The organism is Streptomyces sp. BI87, from assembly GCF_025957665.1.
Lineage (GTDB): Bacteria > Actinomycetota > Actinomycetes > Streptomycetales > Streptomycetaceae > Streptomyces > Streptomyces albidoflavus.
The window spans coordinates 3,471,038-3,491,569 of the sequence record NZ_CP110079.1; the positions used below are offsets into that span (position 1 = coordinate 3,471,038).

14 protein-coding genes and 1 riboswitch are annotated in these 20,532 nt (G+C 72.2%); of the genes, 8 read left to right on the plus strand and 6 right to left on the minus strand.

Annotated elements, in window-relative coordinates:
* Positions 1 to 38: 38 nt before the first annotated feature.
* Positions 39 to 1,427, minus strand: a complete 1,389-nt coding sequence (locus tag OIM89_RS15300; RefSeq protein WP_238469301.1) for a YibE/F family protein — start codon at positions 1,425 to 1,427, stop codon at positions 39 to 41.
* Between the two features lie 71 nt (positions 1,428 to 1,498).
* Positions 1,499 to 1,656: riboswitch (TPP riboswitch) on the plus strand.
* Here OIM89_RS15300 and thiC point away from each other — a divergent pair.
* The gene (gene thiC / locus OIM89_RS15305) at positions 1,649 to 3,442 is read left to right on the plus strand and encodes a phosphomethylpyrimidine synthase ThiC (RefSeq protein WP_264491351.1); all 1,794 of its coding nucleotides are present in this window, start codon (positions 1,649 to 1,651) and stop codon (positions 3,440 to 3,442) included. Its footprint overlaps the riboswitch before it by 8 nt.
* A gap of 141 nt (positions 3,443 to 3,583) precedes the next feature.
* Here the strand turns inward: thiC and OIM89_RS15310 are convergent, their stop codons facing one another.
* From OIM89_RS15310 to OIM89_RS15320, 3 genes are all read right to left on the minus strand, one after another.
* Complete coding sequence (locus tag OIM89_RS15310) at positions 3,584 to 4,495, minus strand: hypothetical protein (RefSeq protein ID WP_264491352.1); 912 nt, start codon at positions 4,493 to 4,495, stop codon at positions 3,584 to 3,586.
* 209 nt (positions 4,496 to 4,704) lie between these two features.
* Positions 4,705 to 5,772 (minus strand): metallophosphoesterase, encoded by a 1,068-nt coding sequence (locus tag OIM89_RS15315; RefSeq protein ID WP_175457885.1) that lies wholly within the window; start codon positions 5,770 to 5,772, stop codon positions 4,705 to 4,707.
* 182 nt (positions 5,773 to 5,954) lie between these two features.
* On the minus strand, positions 5,955 to 7,076 hold the full coding sequence (locus OIM89_RS15320; protein ID WP_030696654.1) for a LacI family DNA-binding transcriptional regulator: 1,122 nt from the start codon (positions 7,074 to 7,076) through the stop codon (positions 5,955 to 5,957).
* A gap of 385 nt (positions 7,077 to 7,461) precedes the next feature.
* Between OIM89_RS15320 and hisC the strand changes: the two genes are divergently transcribed.
* The 6 genes from hisC to OIM89_RS15350 all read left to right on the plus strand — a co-directional run bounded on the left by hisC (position 7,462) and on the right by OIM89_RS15350 (position 17,949).
* On the plus strand, positions 7,462 to 8,544 hold the full coding sequence (gene hisC / locus OIM89_RS15325) for a histidinol-phosphate transaminase (protein ID WP_047466418.1): 1,083 nt from the start codon (positions 7,462 to 7,464) through the stop codon (positions 8,542 to 8,544).
* Positions 8,545 to 8,736: 192 nt separating this feature from the next.
* Positions 8,737 to 10,245 carry a cytochrome ubiquinol oxidase subunit I gene (locus OIM89_RS15330; protein WP_264491353.1) on the plus strand — a complete coding sequence of 503 codons (1,509 nt, stop codon included), beginning with the start codon at positions 8,737 to 8,739 and terminating at the stop codon, positions 10,243 to 10,245.
* 14 nt (positions 10,246 to 10,259) lie between these two features.
* A complete protein-coding gene (gene cydB / locus OIM89_RS15335; RefSeq protein WP_151168856.1) occupies positions 10,260 to 11,261 on the plus strand; it encodes a cytochrome d ubiquinol oxidase subunit II in 1,002 nt (333 codons plus the stop codon).
* Between the two features lie 58 nt (positions 11,262 to 11,319).
* The gene (gene cydD / locus OIM89_RS15340) at positions 11,320 to 14,985 is read left to right on the plus strand and encodes a thiol reductant ABC exporter subunit CydD (RefSeq protein ID WP_264491354.1); all 3,666 of its coding nucleotides are present in this window, start codon (positions 11,320 to 11,322) and stop codon (positions 14,983 to 14,985) included.
* A 77-nt stretch (positions 14,986 to 15,062) separates the two neighbouring features.
* Positions 15,063 to 16,778, plus strand: a complete 1,716-nt coding sequence (locus OIM89_RS15345; protein WP_264491355.1) for a GAF domain-containing protein — start codon at positions 15,063 to 15,065, stop codon at positions 16,776 to 16,778.
* A 124-nt stretch (positions 16,779 to 16,902) separates the two neighbouring features.
* Complete coding sequence (locus OIM89_RS15350; RefSeq protein WP_030696648.1) at positions 16,903 to 17,949, plus strand: M23 family metallopeptidase; 1,047 nt, start codon at positions 16,903 to 16,905, stop codon at positions 17,947 to 17,949.
* A 2-nt stretch (positions 17,950 to 17,951) separates the two neighbouring features.
* Here OIM89_RS15350 and OIM89_RS15355 read toward each other — a convergent pair whose 3' ends face one another.
* Positions 17,952 to 18,845 carry a Cof-type HAD-IIB family hydrolase gene (locus OIM89_RS15355; protein ID WP_195730738.1) on the minus strand — a complete coding sequence of 298 codons (894 nt, stop codon included), beginning with the start codon at positions 18,843 to 18,845 and terminating at the stop codon, positions 17,952 to 17,954.
* A gap of 156 nt (positions 18,846 to 19,001) precedes the next feature.
* Between OIM89_RS15355 and OIM89_RS15360 the strand changes: the two genes are divergently transcribed.
* Positions 19,002 to 19,904 (plus strand): LLM class flavin-dependent oxidoreductase, encoded by a 903-nt coding sequence (locus OIM89_RS15360; protein ID WP_264491356.1) that lies wholly within the window; start codon positions 19,002 to 19,004, stop codon positions 19,902 to 19,904.
* Positions 19,905 to 19,915: 11 nt separating this feature from the next.
* Here the strand turns inward: OIM89_RS15360 and OIM89_RS15365 are convergent, their stop codons facing one another.
* A complete protein-coding gene (locus tag OIM89_RS15365; RefSeq protein WP_151168862.1) occupies positions 19,916 to 20,371 on the minus strand; it encodes a hypothetical protein in 456 nt (151 codons plus the stop codon).
* Positions 20,372 to 20,532 lie beyond the last annotated feature (161 nt).

A 20,532-nucleotide genomic window follows, 5' to 3' on the forward strand; every position in this document is an offset into this window, starting at 1 on the left:
CGGCGCCGGCCCGTCCCGCGCCGGCGCCCAACGTGGTCTCAGCGCTTCCTGCGGCGCCCCCTGCCGCTCCGCGCCGCAGGAGCGCCGCCCACGGGTACCCCTGTGCCCTTGTCCGCCGACACGACCAGTGCCGCCAGCGCCGTCGTCACCGGGACCGAGGCCACCAGACCGATCGACCCCACCAGCGTCCGCACGATCTCCTCCGCCACCAGCTCGCTGTTGGCGACCATGCCCACGCTGCTCTGCGCGATGGAGAAGAGCAGCAGCAGCGGCAGGGCCGCACCCGCGTACGCCAACACCAGGGTGTTCACCACCGAGGCGATGTGGTCCCGGCCGATGCGGATGCCGGCCCGGTAGAGCTTGCGCCAGCCCATCGTCGGGTCCGCCTGGTGCAGCTCCCACACCGCCGAGGTCTGCGTGACCGTCACGTCGTCCAGGACACCCAGGGAGCCGATGATCACGCCCGCCAGCAGCAGGCCGCTCATGTCGATCTCCGGGTAGAGACCGTGGATCAGCCCGGTGTTGTCGTCGGTGTTGCCGGTCAGCGCCGCCCAGCCGATGAAGACCGAACCGAGCAGGCCGATCAGCAGGAGGGAGACCAGCGTACCGAGGACCGCCACCGAGGTTCTCGCCGTCAGCCCGTGGCAGAGGTACAGGGCGATCAGCATGATGGCGCTGGCCCCGACCACCGCGACCACCAGCGGGTTCGAGCCCTGGAGGATCGCGGGCAGGATGAACAGGGTGAGCAGCGCGAAGCTCGCGGCGAGGGCGACCAGTGCCATCAGCCCCCGCATCCGGCCGACCAGCACCACCGCCACCGCGAAGATCGCGGCGAGCAGGGCCAGCGGGAACTTCCGGTTGACGTCGGTGACGGAGTACTGGAGTTCCTCCGGCGCGTCCGGCGCGTAGGCGACCACCACGCCCTGGCCCTGGTGGAGCTTGCGGGAGGCGTCCGGCTGGACGATCTCGGTGAAGGTCCGGCCCGCGTGCGGCCCGGAGGTCACCTCGACGGTCGCCTTCTCGCACTTCCCGGTCGCCTGCTCCTGCGCCGAGCGGCCCTCGGGGGTGGAGGTGTCGCCGTTGGGCGGCGGCTGGGAGACGTTCACGTCGGCGCAGTCGACCCGGTCCACCTTGGTGACCGAGCCCTGCTCCGTCTGCCGGTCCATGCCGACACCGGTCCGCTCGTGCGACGGGGCGCCCCCCGGCCACAGGACGAGCAGCCCGACCACGACTGCGGCGGCGAAGGGAATCAGCACAGCCGCGATCACCTTGCGCAGGTGCTGGGAGACGGGGGCGGCCGGGCCGTGGCTGTGGGAGTGGCCGTGGCCGCCCGTCGGCGGTTCACCCCCCTGGCCACCGGTCCCGGACGGCGGACCGCCCGAGGGGGGCTGCGAGGGCGGCGGAGGCGGAGGCGTCGTCGAGGTCACGGGTCGATCATCGCAAGAGTTGGCGGGGCCCACTGTTCAGCACGGCCGACGGGGCGTTAGCGTGGAGCCACCTTTGTACACGCGGGAGCTCGGAGCACCGGGCTGAGAGGGCGCTGACCTCCGCCGGCCGACCGGTCGTCAACACCGGTCTGGATCGCGGACATCGCTGCGTCGACCGCCGAACCTGTTACCGGGTAATGCCGGCGTAGGGAGTAGGTCTCATGACCACACAGGACGCACGCACGCCTGCCTCCGCACCGAAGAGCGAGGCCGGGAAGTCCATCGGCTGGCACAAGGCGTACATCGAGGGTTCCCGCCCCGATCTGCGCGTGCCGGTCCGCCAGGTGCACCTCACCAACGGAAACGCCGTCACGCTGTACGACACCTCCGGCCCGTACACCGATCCGGCGGTGGAGACCGATGTCCGCCGGGGGCTGACGCCCCTGCGGGAACACTGGATCACCGCGCGCGGCGACACTGAGGAGTACGCCGGGCGCCCCGTCCGCCCCGAGGACGACGGGATCAAGCACACCAGCCCGCGCGGGGGGCTTCGCAACCTCGACGCGGTCTTCCCCGGCCGCCCCCGCAAGCCGCGCCGGGCCGTCCCCGGCCGCACGGTCACGCAACTCGCCTGCGCGCGGCGCGGCGAGGTGACGCCGGAGATGGAGTACGTGGCCATCCGGGAGAACCTCGACCCGCGCACCGTCCGGGACGAGATCGCGGCCGGCCGGGCCGTGCTGCCGGCCAACGTCAACCACCCGGAGATCGAGCCGATGATCATCGGCAAGCGGTTCCTGGTGAAGATCAACGCCAACATCGGCAACTCGGCGGTCACCTCCTCGATCGAGGAGGAGGTGGAGAAGATGACCTGGGCGACCCGCTGGGGCGCCGACACCGTCATGGACCTCTCGACCGGCCGGAACATCCACACCACCCGCGAGTGGGTCCTGCGCAACTCCCCCGTGCCGATCGGGACCGTGCCGCTCTACCAGGCCCTGGAGAAGGTCGACGGCAAGGCCGAGGAGCTGACCTGGGAGGTGTACAAGGACACCGTCATCGAGCAGGCCGAGCAGGGCGTCGACTACATGACGGTGCACGCAGGCGTCCGGCTCGCCTACGTGCCGTTGACCGCCCGGCGCAAGACCGGCATCGTCTCGCGGGGCGGCTCGATCATGGCCGCCTGGTGCCTCGCCCACCACCAGGAGAGCTTCCTCTACACGCACTTCGAGGAACTCTGCGAGATCCTCGCGGCCTACGACGTCACCTACTCGCTCGGCGACGGGCTGCGGCCCGGCTCCATCGCGGACGCCAACGACGAGGCGCAGTTCGCCGAACTCCGGACGCTCGGCGAGCTGAACACGATCGCCAAGCGGCACCACGTGCAGACCATGATCGAGGGCCCGGGGCACGTGCCCATGCACAAGATCAAGGAGAACATCGACCTCCAGCAGGAGATCTGCGAGGAGGCGCCGTTCTACACGCTCGGACCGCTGACCACGGACATCGCCCCCGCCTACGACCACATCACCTCGGGCATCGGCGCGGCGATGATCGGCTGGTGGGGCACGGCGATGCTCTGCTACGTCACCCCCAAGGAGCACCTCGGCCTGCCCAACCGGGACGACGTCAAGACCGGCGTGATCACCTACAAGATCGCGGCGCACGCGGCGGATCTCGCCAAGGGGCACCCGGGGGCGCAGGAGTGGGACGACGCGCTCTCGGACGCGCGGTTCGAGTTCCGCTGGGAGGACCAGTTCAACCTGGCGCTCGACCCGGACACGGCCCGGGAGTTCCATGACGAGACCCTCCCGGCCGAACCGGCCAAGACGGCTCACTTCTGCTCGATGTGCGGGCCGAAGTTCTGCTCCATGAAGATCAGCCAGGACATCGCGACCCGGTTCGGGGACACGGCCGGAGACGGGGCCTCCCAGGAGGAGATCGAGGCCGGGATGCTCCAGAAGTCCAAGGAGTTCGCCGAGTCCGGCAACCGGGTCTACCTGCCGCTGGCGGACTGACGGCCCGCATCGCCGCGACGATGTTTCACGTGAAACACCCCAACAGTCGATGTTTCACGTGAAACATCAGCCAACGCGACGTTTCACGTGAAACATGACGAGCGGGCGGCCGGGGGGGCGAACCCCTGGCCGCCCTGCCGTTCACCCGTGCCCCGGTCCGTCGTACTCCGGACCGCTGAAGTCGGGGCTGCTGAACTGGGGGCTCTGGTAGGAGGGGCGGGAGTCGGGCCGGTCGTGGCCGCTCTCTGACGGGCTGCTGAATCCGGGTCGGCCGTAGCCGAGTTGCGGCATACGGTCCGCTTCCGCGGCGGGCCTGGGGCCGGCGGGCTCCACCGGCTCCCCGGACCTCGGCTCGGGGCCCGACGCCGCCGCCTCGGCGAGCGTGGTGCGGAGGAAGGGCAGGATGCCTCGTTCGGTGAGGGCCCGCTCCCAGGCGTCGGCGGCCTGCTGCACCTCACGGCGGAGCGGGTCGGACGGTACCGCGGCAGCCGGGAAGAGAGCCTTGTTCCGCAGGGCGGTGAGCAGAAGGGCCAGGCCGGCAGCGAGCAGGGCGGCCGCCGCGAACGCCGCGAACACCCAGCCCGTCGTGAGCAGGGTCTGCGCGAGGGCGGGCGCGGGGTCCAGCATCCGCAGCCCGTAGCCGACGATGAGGAATATCAGGGCCGCCGTGCCCGCGAGGAGCGGGGCGAGGACCGCCAGGACCGCCAGCGCGCCCGCGCCGGTGGCTTCGGTCATCTGGCTCACGGCGGTGGTGAGGCCGCCGCCGCCGGGAGCGGCGGCGGGGTCGTCGCCGGTGGCGGGTCCGGCCGTGGTGGCCTCACCCAGCTCCTCGCGGAGGGAGAGCAGGTGCCGGTACTCGGTGGCGGCCGCCGCGGTGATCGCGGCGGTACCGCCCAGGGCGAGCCGCCGCAGCTCGGCGACGGGGAGTCTGCCGGGCAGGGTGGCTCGGTGGTGGCCTTCGTCGTGGGTGATGGTGCGCAGGGCTTCGTCGAGGAGCCGCTCGTACGCGGCACGGTCCTCGTTCAGCAGGTGCGGAGCGCTGTTCATGTGCATCCCCCGAGGTGTCCGTAGGGCATCGCCGCTCGCGACGTCGCGGGCGGGTCGGTGGGAAACGGAGGAGAGCCTGCTACGGATATCCCGATGGTAGAGCGGCAACGGCCCGCCATGACAGGGACTTTGCGGAATTCGGACAGGGGCCGGCGCCGTCTCGTACGCTGTCCCGTCCGTATGTCCGCCGCCTGCGAGGTGTCCGGCCTCGTAGGTCAGTCGGCGAGGGGCAATCCGCTGACCAGGAGCTTCCCCGCCATGGTGACGCCGCCGTCGAGGGCGACCGCGAGGCCGTCGGCGTAGACGTGCGGGCCGTCGATCTGCGGGCCGCTGTCGGGAGAGCCGTCCTCGGAGCCGGACTCCCCGAGCAGGTAGGGGATGGGGCTGTGGCCGTGGACGACGCGGCGGCCGCCGTAGACGCCGAGGAGTTCGCGGGCTGCCGAGGCACCCTCGTCGCGGAAGGCGAACCGCTTGGTGAACTTGCGGAAGAGGTCCCAGCACTCGTCGGCGTCGTTGCGGGTGAGGATGGAGTGGACGGTGTCGTTGACCGCCTCGATCGAGTCCCCGTAGTCCAAATAGGCCGTGGTGTCCGAGTGGAGGAGCAGGTGGCCGTCCTCCTCGACGATGGCGTCCAGGCGGGACATCCACTGGAGGTGGTGGTCCTCCAGCCGCTCCATGTCGGTCTTCTGCCCGCCGTTGAGGAGCCAGGCGGCCTGGAAGGTGGCGGTGCCGGCGCCGGAGTCGATCGGGGTGTCGCCGAACCGCTTGGCGCCGAGCAGCAGCAATTCGTGGTTGCCCATCAGGGCCTTGCAGTACCCGCCGGCCGCGGCCGCCTCCGCGGAGAGGCGCATGACCAGCTCGATCACACCGATGCCGTCGGGGCCACGGTCGGTGAAGTCGCCCAGGAACCAGACGCGGGCGTTCCCCGCCGACCAGGTGCCGTCGGCGTCGACCAGCCCCTGTGCCTGGAGCGCGGCCAGCAGTTCGTCGAGGTAGCCGTGGACGTCCCCCACCGCGTAGAGCGGCCCGAGGCCCTCGGTCGCGGGGCGCGGAGCGGTCTCTTCCGGGGCCACCGTCACCTGCACGGTGTCGCCCCGGTTGATGACCGGCAGGTCCCGCTGGGTCGGCGTGTAGCCGTCCGGCGGTTCTTCGTCGACCGGGGCGGTGGCCGCCGGGGGCCCCGCCTGCTGGACGTACGCGGGTACCCGGAAGTCACGCAGTGTCGCTGTGCGCACCGTGGGTCCCTGACTGGCCCCCTGAGTCATCGACCCCTCCACCACCATCGCGCCGCCTCTGCACCGGTTCGGACTGCCTGGTCGCAGCGGCCCGCGGTGTCGTCCGCCCATCATAGGAATGAGGATCGCGCTGTGTGGTGCACCAGGGGTGGTGAATAACGACGGGACCTCTGTTCACCGGGGATTCCTGCCGAATTGGGAGGACTTTTCCCCGGCGCTCTCCGTGTCGCTCACCCCTGGCCGGAGGAGCGGGGCGGATTGACGGTGGTGCGGGGGGAGCGCCGCATCGAGGAGGTCCGGACGATCAGCTCGGTCGGTATCACCTGTTCCACCGGCTGGTCCTGGTTGATCCCCTCGATGGCGTCGATGAGGAGCTGGACGACGGCGGTGCCGATCCGGCGGGGTTTGAGGGAGAGCGTGGTGACGGGCGGCTCGGTGCTGGCGTAGACGGTGGACTCGCTGCAGCAGACCAGGAGGAGGTCGTCGGGTACGCGCAGTCCGTAGCGCCGGGCGGCGGCGAGGAGGTCGGTGCCGTTGGGGTCGAAGAGCCCGTAGACGGCGTCGGGCCGGTCCGGCCGGGCGAGGAGCCGGTCGGCGGCGACGGCCCCGGCGCACGGGTCGTGCGCCGGGTACGCCTCCAGCACCGGGTCCTGGCCGATCCGGGCGCACCACCGCAGGTAGGCGGCGGTGGAGAGGCGGGTGTACATGTCCGTGGTCGTGCCGGTGAGCAGCCCGATACGGCGGGCGCCCGCCGCGGCGAGGTGGTCGAGGATGTCGAGGACGGCCGCCTCGTGGTCGTTGTCGACCCAGGCGGTGACCGGCAGGGAGCCCGCGGGCCGCCCGTCGGAGACGACGGGGAGCCCCTGGCGGGCGAGTTCGCGCACCACCGGGTCGTCGTCGGCCGGGTCGACCACCACGGTGCCGTCGAGCGCCACGTTGGACCAGACGTCGACGGGGCTGAGCCGGGAGGTCGCCGGGAGGATCACCAGGGCGTAGCCGCGGGCGAGCGCGGCAGAGGTGGCGGCTCTGGCCATCTCCGCGAAGTAGGCGAACTCGGTGAAGGTGAAAGGTTCATCCCCGTACGTGGTCACGGTCAGACCGATGAGGCCCGACTTGCCCGTACGGAGGGTGCGGGCGGCCGCCGAGGGGCGGTAGCCCAGTCGTTCCGCCACCTCACGGACGTGGCGGCGGGTGGCATCCGGAAGTCTCCCCTTGCCGTTGAGGGCGTCGGACACGGTCGTGATGGAGACGCCGGCGGCGGCGGCCACATCTCTGATGCCCGCTCGCACTGGCCGGCTCCCCCGGCGGGTCGTATCCGCTCGGCTCACCTGGTGCTTCCCTGCTGCTGTCATGGCGAGCCGATAGTAGGGCTCATGGAGGCGGGTGGCCCGGGTGCATATGCAGGCGTTGACGGAGACGTTTCTGCATGGTCATCTCTGCTCAACACCGCTTGAATGCAAGGCTCTTGACGCTTCTGGCCCGCTGAATCGGAGGCCCTGGAGGAACGGTCACGCTTATCGGATGAGGGAGCGGCCGAGGTTCAACTCACCTTCACGAGGGATGCGCGCCACGGCGTGGGCCACCGGCGTGCGGCTGTTTCGTCTGCGCCCCCGGCCCGGTTCCGTTCGGTGTGCGGCAGAGCACGCACCGTGTTCTCCCCGCCGAGGCCCTGCGCCGGGAAGCCCAATCCTCATAAGGTGAGAAGTATTCGAACCGATGATCACGAGGAGGACCGCGGTGAGCGAGTCGACCCCCACGTTGCGTGCGGAGATGGCGGGCATCCCGACCTACAAGCCCGGCAAGCCCGCCTCCGCCTCCGAGGGCCCGGCGGCCTACAAGCTGTCCTCCAACGAGAACCCCTACCCGCCCCTCCCCGGTGTCCTGGAGAGCACGCTGGCCGCGGCCGCCCAGCTCAACCGATACCCGGACATGGCGTGCACCACACTGACGGCCGAGCTGGCCGAGCGGTTCGGGGTGCCGCAGGAGCACGTGGCGACCGGCACCGGATCGGTCGGGGTGGCGCAGCAGCTGCTCCAGGCCACCTCGGGCCCGGGCGACGAAGTGATCTACGCCTGGCGGTCGTTCGAGGCGTACCCGATCATCACGCAGATCAGCGGGGCGAAGTCGGTCCAGGTGCCGCTGACCTCGGGTGAGGTGCACGACCTGGACGCGATGGCGGCGGCGATCACCGACCGCACCCGGCTCATCTTCGTCTGCAACCCCAACAACCCCACCGGTACCGTCGTCCGCCGGGCCGAGCTGGAGCGGTTCCTCGACCAGGTCCCCAGCAACGTGCTGGTCGTGCTGGACGAGGCCTACCGCGAGTTCATCCGGGACGTGGAGGTGCCGGACGGGGTCGAGCTCTACCGCGACCGGCCCAACGTCGCCGTGCTGCGGACGTTCTCGAAGGCGTACGGCCTGGCCGGGCTGCGGGTCGGCTTCGCCATCGCCCACGAGCCGGTGGCGGCGGCGCTGCGGAAGACGGCGGTCCCCTTCGGGGTGAGCCAGCTCGCGCAGGACGCGGCCGTGGCCTCGCTGCGTGCCGAGGACGAGCTGCTGGGCCGGGTCGGCGCGCTGGTCGGTGAGCGGGCCCGGGTGGTCGCCGCGCTCCAGGAGCAGGGGTGGACGGTGCCGGAGACGCACGCCAACTTCGTCTGGCTGCGGCTGGGGGAGCGGACGGTCGAGTTCGCCCGGAGCTGCGAGCGGGCCGGCGTCGTGGTCCGGCCGTTCGCGGGCGAGGGTGTGCGGGTCACCATCGGTGAGGGCGAGGCGAACGACCTCTTCCTGAAGGCGGCGGAGGCGTTCCGCAAGAGCGGCTGACGGCGGCGCCGGAGAGGGCGCACGGAGGCGGGGTTCCCGGAAAGGGGGCCCCGCCTCTTTCGCTTGTCAGGTGGTAGGACATAATGCTTGTGAATGTGAACGCGTTCACAAGCGCATCCTGTTTTCCACCCCTTTGTAGGGGATCAAGGTGGGCGAAGTGGGCGCCGTCCACGGGTGATCCAAGGAGGAGACGTGGATCTTGCACTGGCGCCGGAAACACTGTCGCGATGGCAGTTCGGCATCACAACCGTCTACCACTTCCTTTTCGTCCCCCTGACGATCTCGCTCGCCGGTCTCACCGCCGGGCTCCAGACCGCATGGGTGCGGACAGGCAAGGAGAAGTACCTCAAGGCGACCAAGTTCTGGGGCAAGCTTTTCCTGATCAACATCGCCCTGGGGGTCGTCACCGGCATCGTCCAGGAGTTCCAGTTCGGCATGAACTGGTCCGACTACTCGCGGTTCGTCGGGGACGTCTTCGGCGCACCGCTGGCGTTCGAGGCGCTGATCGCCTTCTTCTTCGAGTCGACCTTCATCGGGCTGTGGATCTTCGGCTGGGACAAGCTGCCGCCCAAGATCCACCTCGCCTGCATATGGATGGTGTCGATCGGCACCATCCTCTCCGCGTACTTCATCCTGGCCGCCAACTCCTGGATGCAGCACCCGGTCGGCTACCGGATCGACGAGGTCACCGGCCGCGCCGAACTGACCGACTTCTGGCTGGTCCTGACCCAGAACACCGCCCTGGCGCAGTTCTTCCACACCATGGCGGCGGCCGTCCTCACCGGCGGCGCCTTCATGGCGGGCATCGCGGCCTACCACCTGATGCGGAAGAAGCACATCGACTCGATGCGGCTCTCGCTCCGCCTGGGCCTGGTCACCCTGGCAGTCGGCGGCCTGCTCACCGCGGTCAGCGGCGACACCCTCGGCAAGATCATGTACCAGCAGCAGCCGATGAAGATGTCCGCGGCCGAGGCGCTCTGGGAGGGCGAGGGGCCGGCGCCCTTCTCCCTCTTCGCCGTCGGCGACGTGGACAAGGGCCACAACGTGGTCACCGTCGAGGTGCCCGGACTCCTCTCCTTCCTCGCCCACAACAACTTCACCGACCGGGTGCCCGGCATCAACGAGCTGAACGCCGAGTACCAGGAGAAGTACGGGCCCGGGGACTACCGGCCCAACATCCCGGTCGCCTACTGGGGCTTCCGCTGGATGATCGGGTTCGGCATGACCTCCTTCGGGATCGGGCTTCTCGGGCTCTGGCTCACCCGGCGGAAGTTCCTCCTCCCCCACCGTCTGCGCACCGGCGAGGACGAGGTGCCGAACCTCGTCCTCACCCGCAACAAGCTGCTGAGCCCCCGCCTCGGCCGCCTCTACTGGCGCCTCACCCTCTGGACGCTGGCTTTCCCGCTGATAGCCAGCTCCTGGGGGTGGATCTTCACCGAGACGGGCCGCCAGCCCTGGGCGGTCTACGGCGTCCTGCGCACCGCCGACTCGGTTTCCCCCAGCGTCTCCCAGGGCGAGGTCCTCACCTCGATGATCGTTTTCACCCTGCTCTACGCCGTCCTCGCCGTCATCGAGGTCAGGCTGCTCGTGAAGTACGTCAAGGCCGGACCGCCCGAGCTGACGGAGGCCGACCTCAACCCGCCCAAGAAGATCGGCGGCGATCCCAGCGACGCCGACCGGCCCATGGCCTTCTCGTACTGAGGGAGCGCTGAGGTATGGAACTCCACGACGTCTGGTTCGTCCTGATCGCCGTCCTGTGGACCGGCTACTTCTTCCTGGAAGGCTTCGACTTCGGAGTCGGTGTCCTCACCAAGCTGCTGGCCCGCGACCGGCGGGAGAAGCGGGTCCTGATCAACACCATCGGGCCCGTCTGGGACGGCAACGAGGTGTGGCTGCTCAGCGCGGGCGGCGCCACCTTCGCCGCTTTCCCCGACTGGTACGCCACGCTCTTCTCCGGCTTCTACCTGCCGCTGCTGCTCATCCTGGTCTGCCTCATCGTCCGCGGGGTCGCCTTCGAGTACCGGGCCAAGCGGAGCGACGACCGCTGGCAGACCAACTGGGAGCACGCCATCTTCTGGTGCTCCCTCCTCCCGGCCTTCCTCTGGGGGGTCGCCTTCGGCAACATCGTGCACGGCGTGGCGATCGACGCCGACAAGGAGTACATCGGCGGCGTCCTCGACCTGCTCAACCCGTACGCCCTGCTCGGCGGCCTGGTCACCCTCACCCTCTTCACCTTCCACGGCACGGTGTTCGTGGGGCTGAAGACGGTCGGGAAGATACGGGAGCGGGCCCGCGCGCTGGCGCTGCGGCTCGGCGCCCTCACCGCGGTGGCGGCCCTGGGGTTCCTCCTCTGGACCCAGGCGGACCACGGCAAGACCGCCGGAGCCGTCCTGCTGGCGGTCGCCGTCCTGGCGCTGCTCGCGGCCCTCGGTGCCGTCGCCAAGGGCAGGGAAGGGTGGGCCTTCGCCCTCTCGGGGCTGACCATCGTCGCCAGTGTGGCGATGCTCTTCGTCTCGCTCTTCCCCGACGTGATGCCCTCCACCCTGGACCCGGCGTGGAGCCTCACCGCGGCCAACTCCGCCTCCAGCCCGTACACGTTGAAGATCATGACCTGGTGTGCGGGGATCGCGACGCCGGTGGTCCTCCTCTACCAGGGGTGGACGTACTGGGTCTTCCGCAAGCGCATCGGCACCCACCACATCGCCGAAGCCCACTGACCGCTCACGCGGGGGCCGGAGCGTACGGCCCGGCCCCCGGCCCCGGAGGGTGTTTCACGTGAAACCGATCGACCCGCGACTCCTCAGGTACGCCCGCGCCACCAGGCTCTTCCTGGCCGCGGTGGTGGTGCTCGGTGCGCTCGGCGCCGGGCTGGTCATCGCCCAGGCCATGCTGCTCGCGGAGCTGATCGTCTCCTCCTTCGAGCAGCGCTTCGACACCGGTGACCTGACCACGCCGCTTCTCCTGCTGGTGGCGGTCGCCCTCGGCCGGGCGCTGGTCTCCTGGCTGACCGAACTCGCAGCCCACCGGGCCAGTGCCGCCGTCACCTCCGAACTGCGGATGCGGCTGGTCGAACGGGCCGGGCAGCTGGGCCCGGGCTGGCTCGGGGGCCAACGGACCGGCTCCCTCATCGCCCTCGCCACCCGGGGCGTGGACGCCCTGGACGACTACTTCGCCCGGTACCTGCCGCAGCTGGGTCTGGCCGTCGTCGTGCCGGTCGCGGTGCTCGCCCGGATCGTCACCGAGGACTGGGTCTCCGCGGCCATCATCGTCGTCACCCTCCCCCTCATCCCGCTCTTCATGGCGCTCATCGGCTGGGCGACCCAGTCGCGGATGGACCGGCAGTGGGGGCTGCTGTCGCGGCTCTCCGGCCACTTCCTCGACGTGGTCGCCGGGCTGTCGACACTCAAGATCTTCGGGCGGGCCAAGGCGCAGGCCGAGTCGATCCGTCGCATCACCCACGACTACCGGAGGGCGACGCTGCGCACCCTGCGCATCGCCTTCCTCTCCTCCTTCGCGCTGGAGCTGCTGGCCACGCTCTCCGTGGCCCTGGTGGCGGTCACCATCGGCATGCGGCTCGTCCACGGAGACATGGACCTGTACACGGGGCTGGTCATCCTCGTCCTGGCCCCCGAGGCGTACCTGCCGTTGCGCCAGGTCGGGGCGCAGTACCACGCGGCCGCGGAAGGACTGGCCGCGGCCGACGAGGTCTTCGCCGTCCTGGAGACGCCGGTGCCGAACACGGGGACACAGGCCCCGCCGGCCGGCGCCCTCGCCTTCGAGGGGGTGACCGTCCGCTACCGGGGACGTGACGCTCCCGCCGTCCGCGAAGCCGCCTTCACGGTCGATCCGGGGGAGACCGTCGCCCTCGTCGGGCCCAGCGGCTGCGGCAAGACCACGCTGCTCCAGGCTGCCCTGGGCTTCGTCGCCCCGGCCGAGGGCCGCGTCACCGTCGGCGGGACGGACCTGGCGGAGGTCGACCGGGAGCAGTGGCACCAGCGCATCGCCTGGGTCCCCCAGCGCCCGCAGCTCTTCGCCGGCACCGTCGCGGAGAACGTCCGGCTGGCCCGCTCCGACGCCAGTGACGCGGAGGTCGCGCGCGCCCTCGGACAGGCCGGGGCCCAGGAGTTCGTCGCCGGTCTCCCCGCGGGCGCGGAGACGGAGCTGGGCGAGGACGGCGCCGGGCTCTCCGCAGGCCAGCGCCAGCGGGTCGCCCTGGCCCGGGCGTTCCTCGCCGACCGGCCGGTCCTGCTGCTGGACGAGCCCACCGCCTCGCTCGACGGGGCCAGCGAGGAAGCCATCGTCGAGGCGGTACGCCGGCTCGCCGTGGGCCGGACGGTGCTGCTGGTGGTGCACCGGCCCGCGCTGCTCGCCGTGGCCGACCGGGTGGTGCGGCTCGACGAGGTGACGAAGGCGTCGGCCGGGGAGGCCGGGCGCGGTGTCCCGGCACAGCGCGGCGCCACGGTTCGGAGCCCGGCCGTCTCGGCGGCCGACTCCATGACGGTGGCGGACGGCCCCCGGGGAGCGGATGTTTCACGTGAAACACGGCCGGAGGAGTGGGAGTGGTTCTTCTCCGATGTTTCACGTGAAACCACGTCACGGCCGGAGGAGCCCGAGGCGGGTGTTTCACGTGAAACACCGGAGGCCGAGTCCACGCCCGACCGGCAACTCCCCGGACGGGGCTCCGCCCTGGTACGTGTGCGCGAGACGGGACGCTCGGCGCGGGGACGCCTGATCCTCTCGCTGGTCCTGGGCGGCCTGGCGCTCGGCAGCGCCGTGGGCCTCATGGCCACCTCCGGCTACCTGATCTCCCGAGCCTCGCAACAGCCCCCGGTGCTCTACCTGATGATGGCGGTGACGGCGACGCGGGCCTTCGGTATCGGGCGGGCGGTCTTCCGCTACGCCGAGCGGCTCGTCTCCCACGACGTGGTCCTGCGGATGCTGGCCGACACCCGGGTCGCGGTGTTCCGGCGGCTGGAGCGGCTGGCCCCGGCCGGCCTGCGCGGGACGCGGCGGGGCGACCTGCTCTCGCGTCTCGTCGCCGACGTGGACGCGCTCCAGGACTACTGGCTGCGGTGGCTCCTTCCGGCCGGCTGGGCCGCCCTCGTCTCCGCCGTCTCCGTCCTCTTCATGGCCTGGCTGCTACCGCCGGCCGGGGCCGTCCTCGCGGTCGGCCTGCTGGCGGCGGGCGTGGGCGTGCCGCTGGTCAGCGGTGGCTTCGCCCGGCGCGCCGAACGGCGGCTGGCGCCGGCCCGGGGAGCGCTGGCCACCCGGGTCGCCGAGGTCCTGACCGGCACCGGTGAACTGACGGTGGCGGGCGCGCTCGCCCACCGCACCGCCCGGACAGGCGACGCGGACCGCGAACTGACCCGGATCAGGGCGCGGGGCGCCGCCGCCAACGCCCTGGGGGCGGGCCTGACCGCGGTCATCACCGGCCTGACCACGGTGGCCGCGGCGTACGTCGGCATCCGGGGCGTGAGCGCGGGCGCCCTGGACGGGGTGGCGCTGGCCGTCGTGGTGCTGACGCCGCTCGCCGCCTTCGAAGCGGTGACCGCCCTCCCGCTCGCCGTCCAGTTCCGGCAGCGGGTACGCCGTAGCGCCGAGCGGGTCCATGAGGTGCTGGACGCGCCCGCCCCGGTCACCGAGCCCGAGGCGGCCGGCGCGGCACCGGAGAGCCCGTTCCCCGTGGAGCTGCGCGGGGTGGCCGTCCGCCACCCCGGGCAGGCGCGCGACGCCCTCACCGGCATCGACCTGACCGTGGCCGAGGGGCGCCGGATCGCCGTGGTGGGCCCGTCCGGTTCGGGCAAGACCACGCTGGCCCAGCTCCTGCTCAGGTTCCTCGACCCTCGCACCGGGAACTACACGCTCGCGGGTGCCTCCGCCCCCGAGCTCGACGGGGACGACGTACGGCGCCTGGTGGGCCTCTGCGCGCAGGACGCCCACGTCTTCGACAGCACCCTCCGGGAGAACCTGCTCCTCGCCGACCGTTCGGCGACCGAGGCACGGCTCCGCGAGGTGCTGGCGCGGGCCCGGCTGCTGGAGTGGGCCGAGACGCTGCCGCAGGGGCTGGACACCCCGGTCGGGGAGCACGGGGCGCGGCTCTCCGGTGGGCAGCGGCAGCGGCTGGCCCTGGCCCGGGCGCTCCTGGCCGACTTCCCGCTCCTGGTCCTCGACGAGCCGGCCGAACACCTCGACCTGGAGACCGCCGACCGCCTCACCGCCGACCTGCTGGCCGCGACCCGGGGGCGTACCACCCTTCTCATCACCCACCGGCTCGCCGGACTGGAAGCGGTCGACGAGATCCTCGTGCTCGACGCGGGCCGGGTCGTGCAGCGCGGCACGTACGAGGAACTGAGTGTGGGGGACGGGCCCTTCCGGCGTCTGCGGGAGCGGGAGCGGGCCACGGACGCGCTGCTGCTCGGCCGGGCCGGGGTGCCGGCGTGAGCAGCGCCGCCCGGGCGGGGCTCGACACGTCCGGACGCCGCCCATTCGCCGCCAACCGGACAAACTACGCTCCCTCCATGCCGCCCCCCGCCGAGAACCGCTCCGGCTCCCTCCCGGACGACGCCGACCTCCCCGGGCCGCACGGGATCTCCGCCGAGCTGGCGGTCCGTATCCCGCAACTGCTCGCGGCGATGCGCTCCGTCGGCTCCGGCACCGAGCTGCACCTCACGCTCGACAAGCTCTGCGAGACCGCCGCGGCCCTGGGCGGCGCGCGGTACGCGGCGATCGGGGTCGTCGCCGAGGACGGGCAGGGCCTGTCGGACTTCGTCCACCACGGCGTCGACAGCGCCACGGCCCGCGCCATCGGCCACCTCCCCGACGGACACCGAGGACTGCTCGGGGCGCTGATCCGCGACCCGCGCCCGCTCCGCCTCGCCGACCTCACCACCGATCCGCGCTCCTGCGGATTCCCGCCCCACCACCCGCCGATGCGGTCCTTCCTCGGTGTCCCCATCCGGGTCGGGGAGGAGATCTTCGGCAACCTCTACCTGGCGGAGAAGGAGGGCGGCGCCGAGTTCACCGAGGAGGACCTCCAGATCCTGCGGGTGCTGGCCACCGAGGCCGGCATCGCCATCGGCAACGCCCGGCTGCACGAGGCGTCGAAGCAGCGCGAGCGGTGGATCGACGGCTCGGTCGCCGTCACCACCAGCCTCCTCTCCGGCAGCGACGCCGACGAGGCGCTCACCGTCGTGGCGGAACAGGCACGCCATCTCGCCGACGCCCGGGCCGGTTTCGTCCTGCTGCCCACCGAGGAGGGCGGGATGGAGGTGGTCGCCGCCTCCTCGCGGGCGGACGAACCCCGCGGCGCCATGGGGCTGGTCATCCCCGCCGACAGCGTGCTCGTCCGCGAACTGCTGGCGGGTCGCCCGGTCCTCGTGGACGACGCCACCAGCGACCCCCGCGTACGGACCGAGGTCGGCGCCGGGTTCGGGCCCAGCATGATGCTGCCCCTGGTCAGCGACGACCGGGTGCTGGGCGCGCTGGTCACCCCGCGCTCCGTCGGCGCCCGGCACTTCACCGAGACGGAACGGACCCTGGCCACCCAGTTCGCCACCCAGGCCGCGCTGGCCCTGCGGATGGCCGAGGCCCAGCGCGACCGCGAGCGCCTCGCCGTTCTGGAGGACCGCGACCGCATCGCCCGCGACCTGCACGACCTGGTGATCCAGCGCCTCTTCGCCACCGGCATGATGCTGGAGACCGCTCAGCGCCGCTCCGACGCCCCCGCCGTACGGGAGAAACTGGGCAACGCGGTGGACGAACTCGATGTCACCATCCAGGAGATCCGCACCGCGATCTTCGCCCTTCAGCAGGGGCCCGCCGACGCTCCCGCCGGGCTGCGCACCCGCGTCCTGCGCGAGATCAACCTGGCCGCCGTGCCGTTGGGCTTCACCCCGTCCCACCGCTTCCTCGGCCCCGTCGACACCCTCGTCGGCGAGACCACCGGCAAGAACCTCGTCGCCGCGCTCCGCGAAGCGCTCTCCAACGCCTTCCGCCACTCCGGCGCCGGCCGCATCGAGGTGATCGTGGAGGCCGGTCGGCCCCTGCCCGACGGCACGCCGGGCGTCCGCCTCACCGTCGCCGACGACGGGGTCGGCATCGCGGCCGGCGGACGCCGCAGCGGCCTGCGCAACCTCAGGCGGCGCGCCGAATCCCTCGGCGGCTCCAGCTGGTACGGCCCCGGCATCGGCGAAAACGGAGGCGGCACCTCCGTCGTCTGGGAGGCCGCCCTCTGACGGTGCGGCCCCGCCCGCACCCACCCTGTTCAGCGGTACGCCCCTGCTCCGTACGGGGCACGCCGTCCCTCGCCCGTACGAGTCCGGTGAGAGCAAGCCCCGCCGGGCGGGCAACGATCCGGGCATGAGCTCCCGAGACCGCCGCCACCTCTTCCTCCCGGTCCTGTGTGCGCTGCTCGCCCTCGGGTACCTCGCCCCGCACGACGCGAGCGGCGACACGCCCCCCGACCCCGGTGCCGAGGTGGCGCGACTCTACGAGCGGGCGTCCGACGCCACCCAGCGGTACGAGGCCGGGCTGCGGGCCTCGCGCGCACAGCGCAGGGAGGCGGAACGGCTGGAGCGGCGGCTCGCCGAGGAGCGCCGGGTGCTCGCCACCTACCGCGCCGACCTGGGACGGATCGCCAGCGCCCAGTACCGGGCCGGCGCCGGACTGCCGTACACCGCGCGGCTGCTCCTGGCGGACGACCCCGAGGGCCTGCTCCGCAGTCAGCACGCTGCCAACCAGGCCGATCTGGCCGTCACCAACGCCCTCGGCCGCGCCCAACGGGCCGAGCGGCGGCTGGCCGAGGGGGAGCGGACCGCCGCCAAGGTCTCCCGGACGCTGGCCCGCCGCGCCGACGAACTGGGCAAGCTCAAGACGCGGATCGAGAACCAGCTGCGCGACGCCCAGCAGCGGCTGGAGCGGCAGGCCGAGACCTCGGTGACGGCCGGCAAGTGCCGCGGCGCCGTCCGCCTCGGCAACGCCGGCAGCCCGGCCCGTACGGGACGCCCCTGGATGACGCCGGTCCGGTCCTACACCCTCTCGGCCGGGTACGGCGGGCAGGGCGACCGGTGGGCCAACCGGCACAGCGGGCAGGACTTCGCCGTCGACACGGGCACCCCGGTCCGCGCGATCGGCGCCGGCCGGGTCATCCGGGTCGGCTGCGGCGGCGCGTACGGTATCGAGGTCGTGGTGCGGCACGACGGCGGCTACTACTCCCAGTACGCGCACCTGTCGGCGCCCGCCGTCGACCAGGGGGACCGGGTGCAGGCCGGTGACTGGATCGGCCAGTCCGGCAGCACCGGGAACTCCACCGGCCCCCATCTGCACTTCGAGATCCGGCTGACCCCGTACTACGGCTCGGCCGTCGACCCCGGTCCGTGGTTCGCGGAGCGGGGCGTCGTCCTCTGAGGTCAGCCGCCCGCGAGGATGCGTTCGATGACGAGGGCCACGCCGTCCTCGTTGTTGTCGAGCGTGCTGCCGGTGGCGGCGGCCAGGACGTCGGGGTGCGCGTTGCCCATGGCGTACGAGGAGCCGGCCCAGCTCAGCATCTCGATGTCGTTCGGCATGTCGCCGAAGGCGGCCACCTCCTCCGGACGGATACCGCGTTCCGCGCAGCTCAGCGCCAGGGTGCTGGCCTTGGAGACGCCGTGGGCGCTGATCTCCAGCAGGGCGGTGGGGCTGGACCTGGTCACCGAGACCAGGTCGCCGACGAGCTCCCGCGCGCGGGTCAGGAAGGCGTCGGGGGACAGCTCGTCGTGGTGGGCGAGGAGCTTGAGCACCGGCTGGGGCGTCGTACCGGTGGGCTCCGCCAGCAGTTTCTCGGCGGGGGCGACGCTCTGCGCCGGGTCCAGGTGGAGCGGCGGGTAGCTCATCTCGTGGAAGAGGCCGCTGGTGCGTTCCACGGCGAAGCTGGTGCCGGGCGCGTGGGCGCGCAGGGTGGCCACGACCTGGAGCGCCGTCTCCTCCAGGAGGGGGCGGACCCGGACGAAGCGCGGGCGCCCGCTCTCGTCGTCCGTGCCGAGGTCGACGACGGCGGCGCCGTTCCCGCAGATGGCGAGGGCGTCCGCGTGGGCGTGGTCGCGGACCACCTCCATCCAGCGGGCCGGCCGGCCGGTCACGAACAGCACGCCGATCCCCGCCCGCTCCGCGGCGCCGAGGGCGGCGCGGGTCCGTGGGGAGATCGTCTTGTCGTCGCGGAGCAGTGTGCCGTCGAGGTCCGTGGCGATCAGACGGATCGGGACGGACGGGGCGGCCGGGGTCCGAGGCAACGGCGTCACTGAGGTCACTCTTCGATTGTGACGCATATGCCAGCACGCGTGTGCGGACCTTCGCACAGATGAGTGCTTTCGATCGGTCGAGCACCGGGATGGCCGAAACCCGGCCGGACCGCGCACCGGCGCCTCCCCCCGCGCCCCCGCGGGCCTGGAGGGCTCCGTTGCCGTCCACGTAGGCTCGGGGCCATGAGCCTGCGACTGAGCACCGTGATCCTCCCCGTCGACCGCTGGCACGAGGGCGGCCGTGCCACGTGGCAGCGCGCCGAGGAGCTGGGCTTTCACACCGCGTACACCTACGACCACCTGTCGTGGCGCACCTTCCGGGACAGGCCCTGGTTCGGCGCGCTCCCGACGCTGACGGCCGCGGCGACCGCCACCGAACGGCTGCGGCTGGGGACGCTGGTCACCTCGCCGAACTTCCGGCACCCGGTGACCCTCGCCAAGGAGCTGATCTCCCTGGACGACGTCTCCGGCGGGCGGGTCACCCTCGGCATCGGTGCCGGCGGCAGCGGCTTCGACGCCACCGCGCTCGGCCAGGAGGCGTGGACGCCGAGGGAGCGGGCGGACCGTTTCGCCGAGTTCGTGCCGCTGCTCGACCGGCTGCTGACCGAGGACGCCGTCTCGCAGCGCGGCACCTTCTACTCCGCCGAGGAGGCCCGCAACATCCCCGGCTGCGTCCAGCGGCCCCGGCTCCCCTTCGCGGTCGCCGCGACCGGGCCGCGCGGGCTCAGGCTCGCGGCACGGCACGGCCAGGCCTGGGTGACGACCGGCGACCCGAAGGTGAACGAGACGGGGACCCCGGAGCAGTCGGGGGCGGCGCTGCGCGGCCAGATCGAGCGGCTCGGGGCGGCCTGCGAGGAGGCCGGCCGTGACGTCGCCGCCCTCGACAAGGTCCTGCTCCACGGCTTCACCCCCGACCGGAACCGCCCGCTGGACTCCGTCGACGCCTTCGTGGAGTTCGCCGGGCGCCATCAGGAGCTGGGGTTCACCGAGATCGCGGTGCACTGGCCGATCGCCGACTCGGACTTCGCCGCCGACCAGGCCGTCTTCGAGAAGATCGCCACCGAGGCGGTCGGGCAGCTCTCCTGAGACCAGGCGCCTCATCGCCTCCGGCTCAGCAGCCAGCCGGTCAGTTCGAGCGGCGAGACGTACGCGCGGTGCTCCGTACCGCAGGGGAGCGGGACGACCAGGTGGCAGCTGGGCGGGAAGGCCCGGCGCCGCAGGTGGGCCAGGCCGCCGTAGACCGAGGCGAGGAAGGCGGGGACGACGTCCCGGTCGAGGTCGGGGCAGTCGACGCCCTCCACGCAGACCGAGGCGTCGCCGTCCGCGTACAGCCGCACCTGCACGGAGGGCGTCCCGCTCAGCTCGATGTACGCCTCGTGCGGAAGCAACTCCTCCGCGTCGGCGGTCCAGGGGGACGGGGCGACCCCGGGCGCCCGTGAGACCCGGTCGGCGCCGATCTCCTCGGTCACCTCCCCGGTGCGGTGGAAGCCCCCGGCGACCTCGCGGACCGCCAGGACGGCCGCCTGCGTGGTCGGCAGGTGCGGACAGCTCACCCGTCGATCATGGCGCCACGGCCACCGTTCGGCATCCCGGGCCCGGGCGACCGGTGCGGACGGTCGGCCGGGCGCAGGAAGACCTCGGAGTGCAAGGAGCCTGCGCGAAGGGGGCGTTCAGGCGTGGGCCTCCGCAACTGTGCGTCATTCCACGGTGTATT

Excerpts from the sequence above, each read along its gene's own strand:
- thiC (WP_264491351.1), top strand. The coding sequence starts at position 1,649 with ATGACCACACAGGACGCACGCACGCCTGCCTCCGCACCGAAGAGCGAG.
- OIM89_RS15310 (WP_264491352.1), bottom strand. The coding sequence starts at position 4,495 with ATGCACATGAACAGCGCTCCGCACCTGCTGAACGAGGACCGTGCCGCG.
- OIM89_RS15315 (WP_175457885.1), bottom strand. The coding sequence starts at position 5,772 with ATGGTGGTGGAGGGGTCGATGACTCAGGGGGCCAGTCAGGGACCCACG.
- OIM89_RS15320 (WP_030696654.1), bottom strand. The coding sequence starts at position 7,076 with ATGACAGCAGCAGGGAAGCACCAGGTGAGCCGAGCGGATACGACCCGC.
- cydB (WP_151168856.1), top strand. The coding sequence starts at position 10,260 with ATGGAACTCCACGACGTCTGGTTCGTCCTGATCGCCGTCCTGTGGACC.
- OIM89_RS15345 (WP_264491355.1), top strand. The coding sequence starts at position 15,063 with ATGCCGCCCCCCGCCGAGAACCGCTCCGGCTCCCTCCCGGACGACGCC.
- OIM89_RS15350 (WP_030696648.1), top strand. The coding sequence starts at position 16,903 with ATGAGCTCCCGAGACCGCCGCCACCTCTTCCTCCCGGTCCTGTGTGCG.
- OIM89_RS15355 (WP_195730738.1), bottom strand. The coding sequence starts at position 18,845 with ATGCGTCACAATCGAAGAGTGACCTCAGTGACGCCGTTGCCTCGGACC.
- OIM89_RS15360 (WP_264491356.1), top strand. The coding sequence starts at position 19,002 with ATGAGCCTGCGACTGAGCACCGTGATCCTCCCCGTCGACCGCTGGCAC.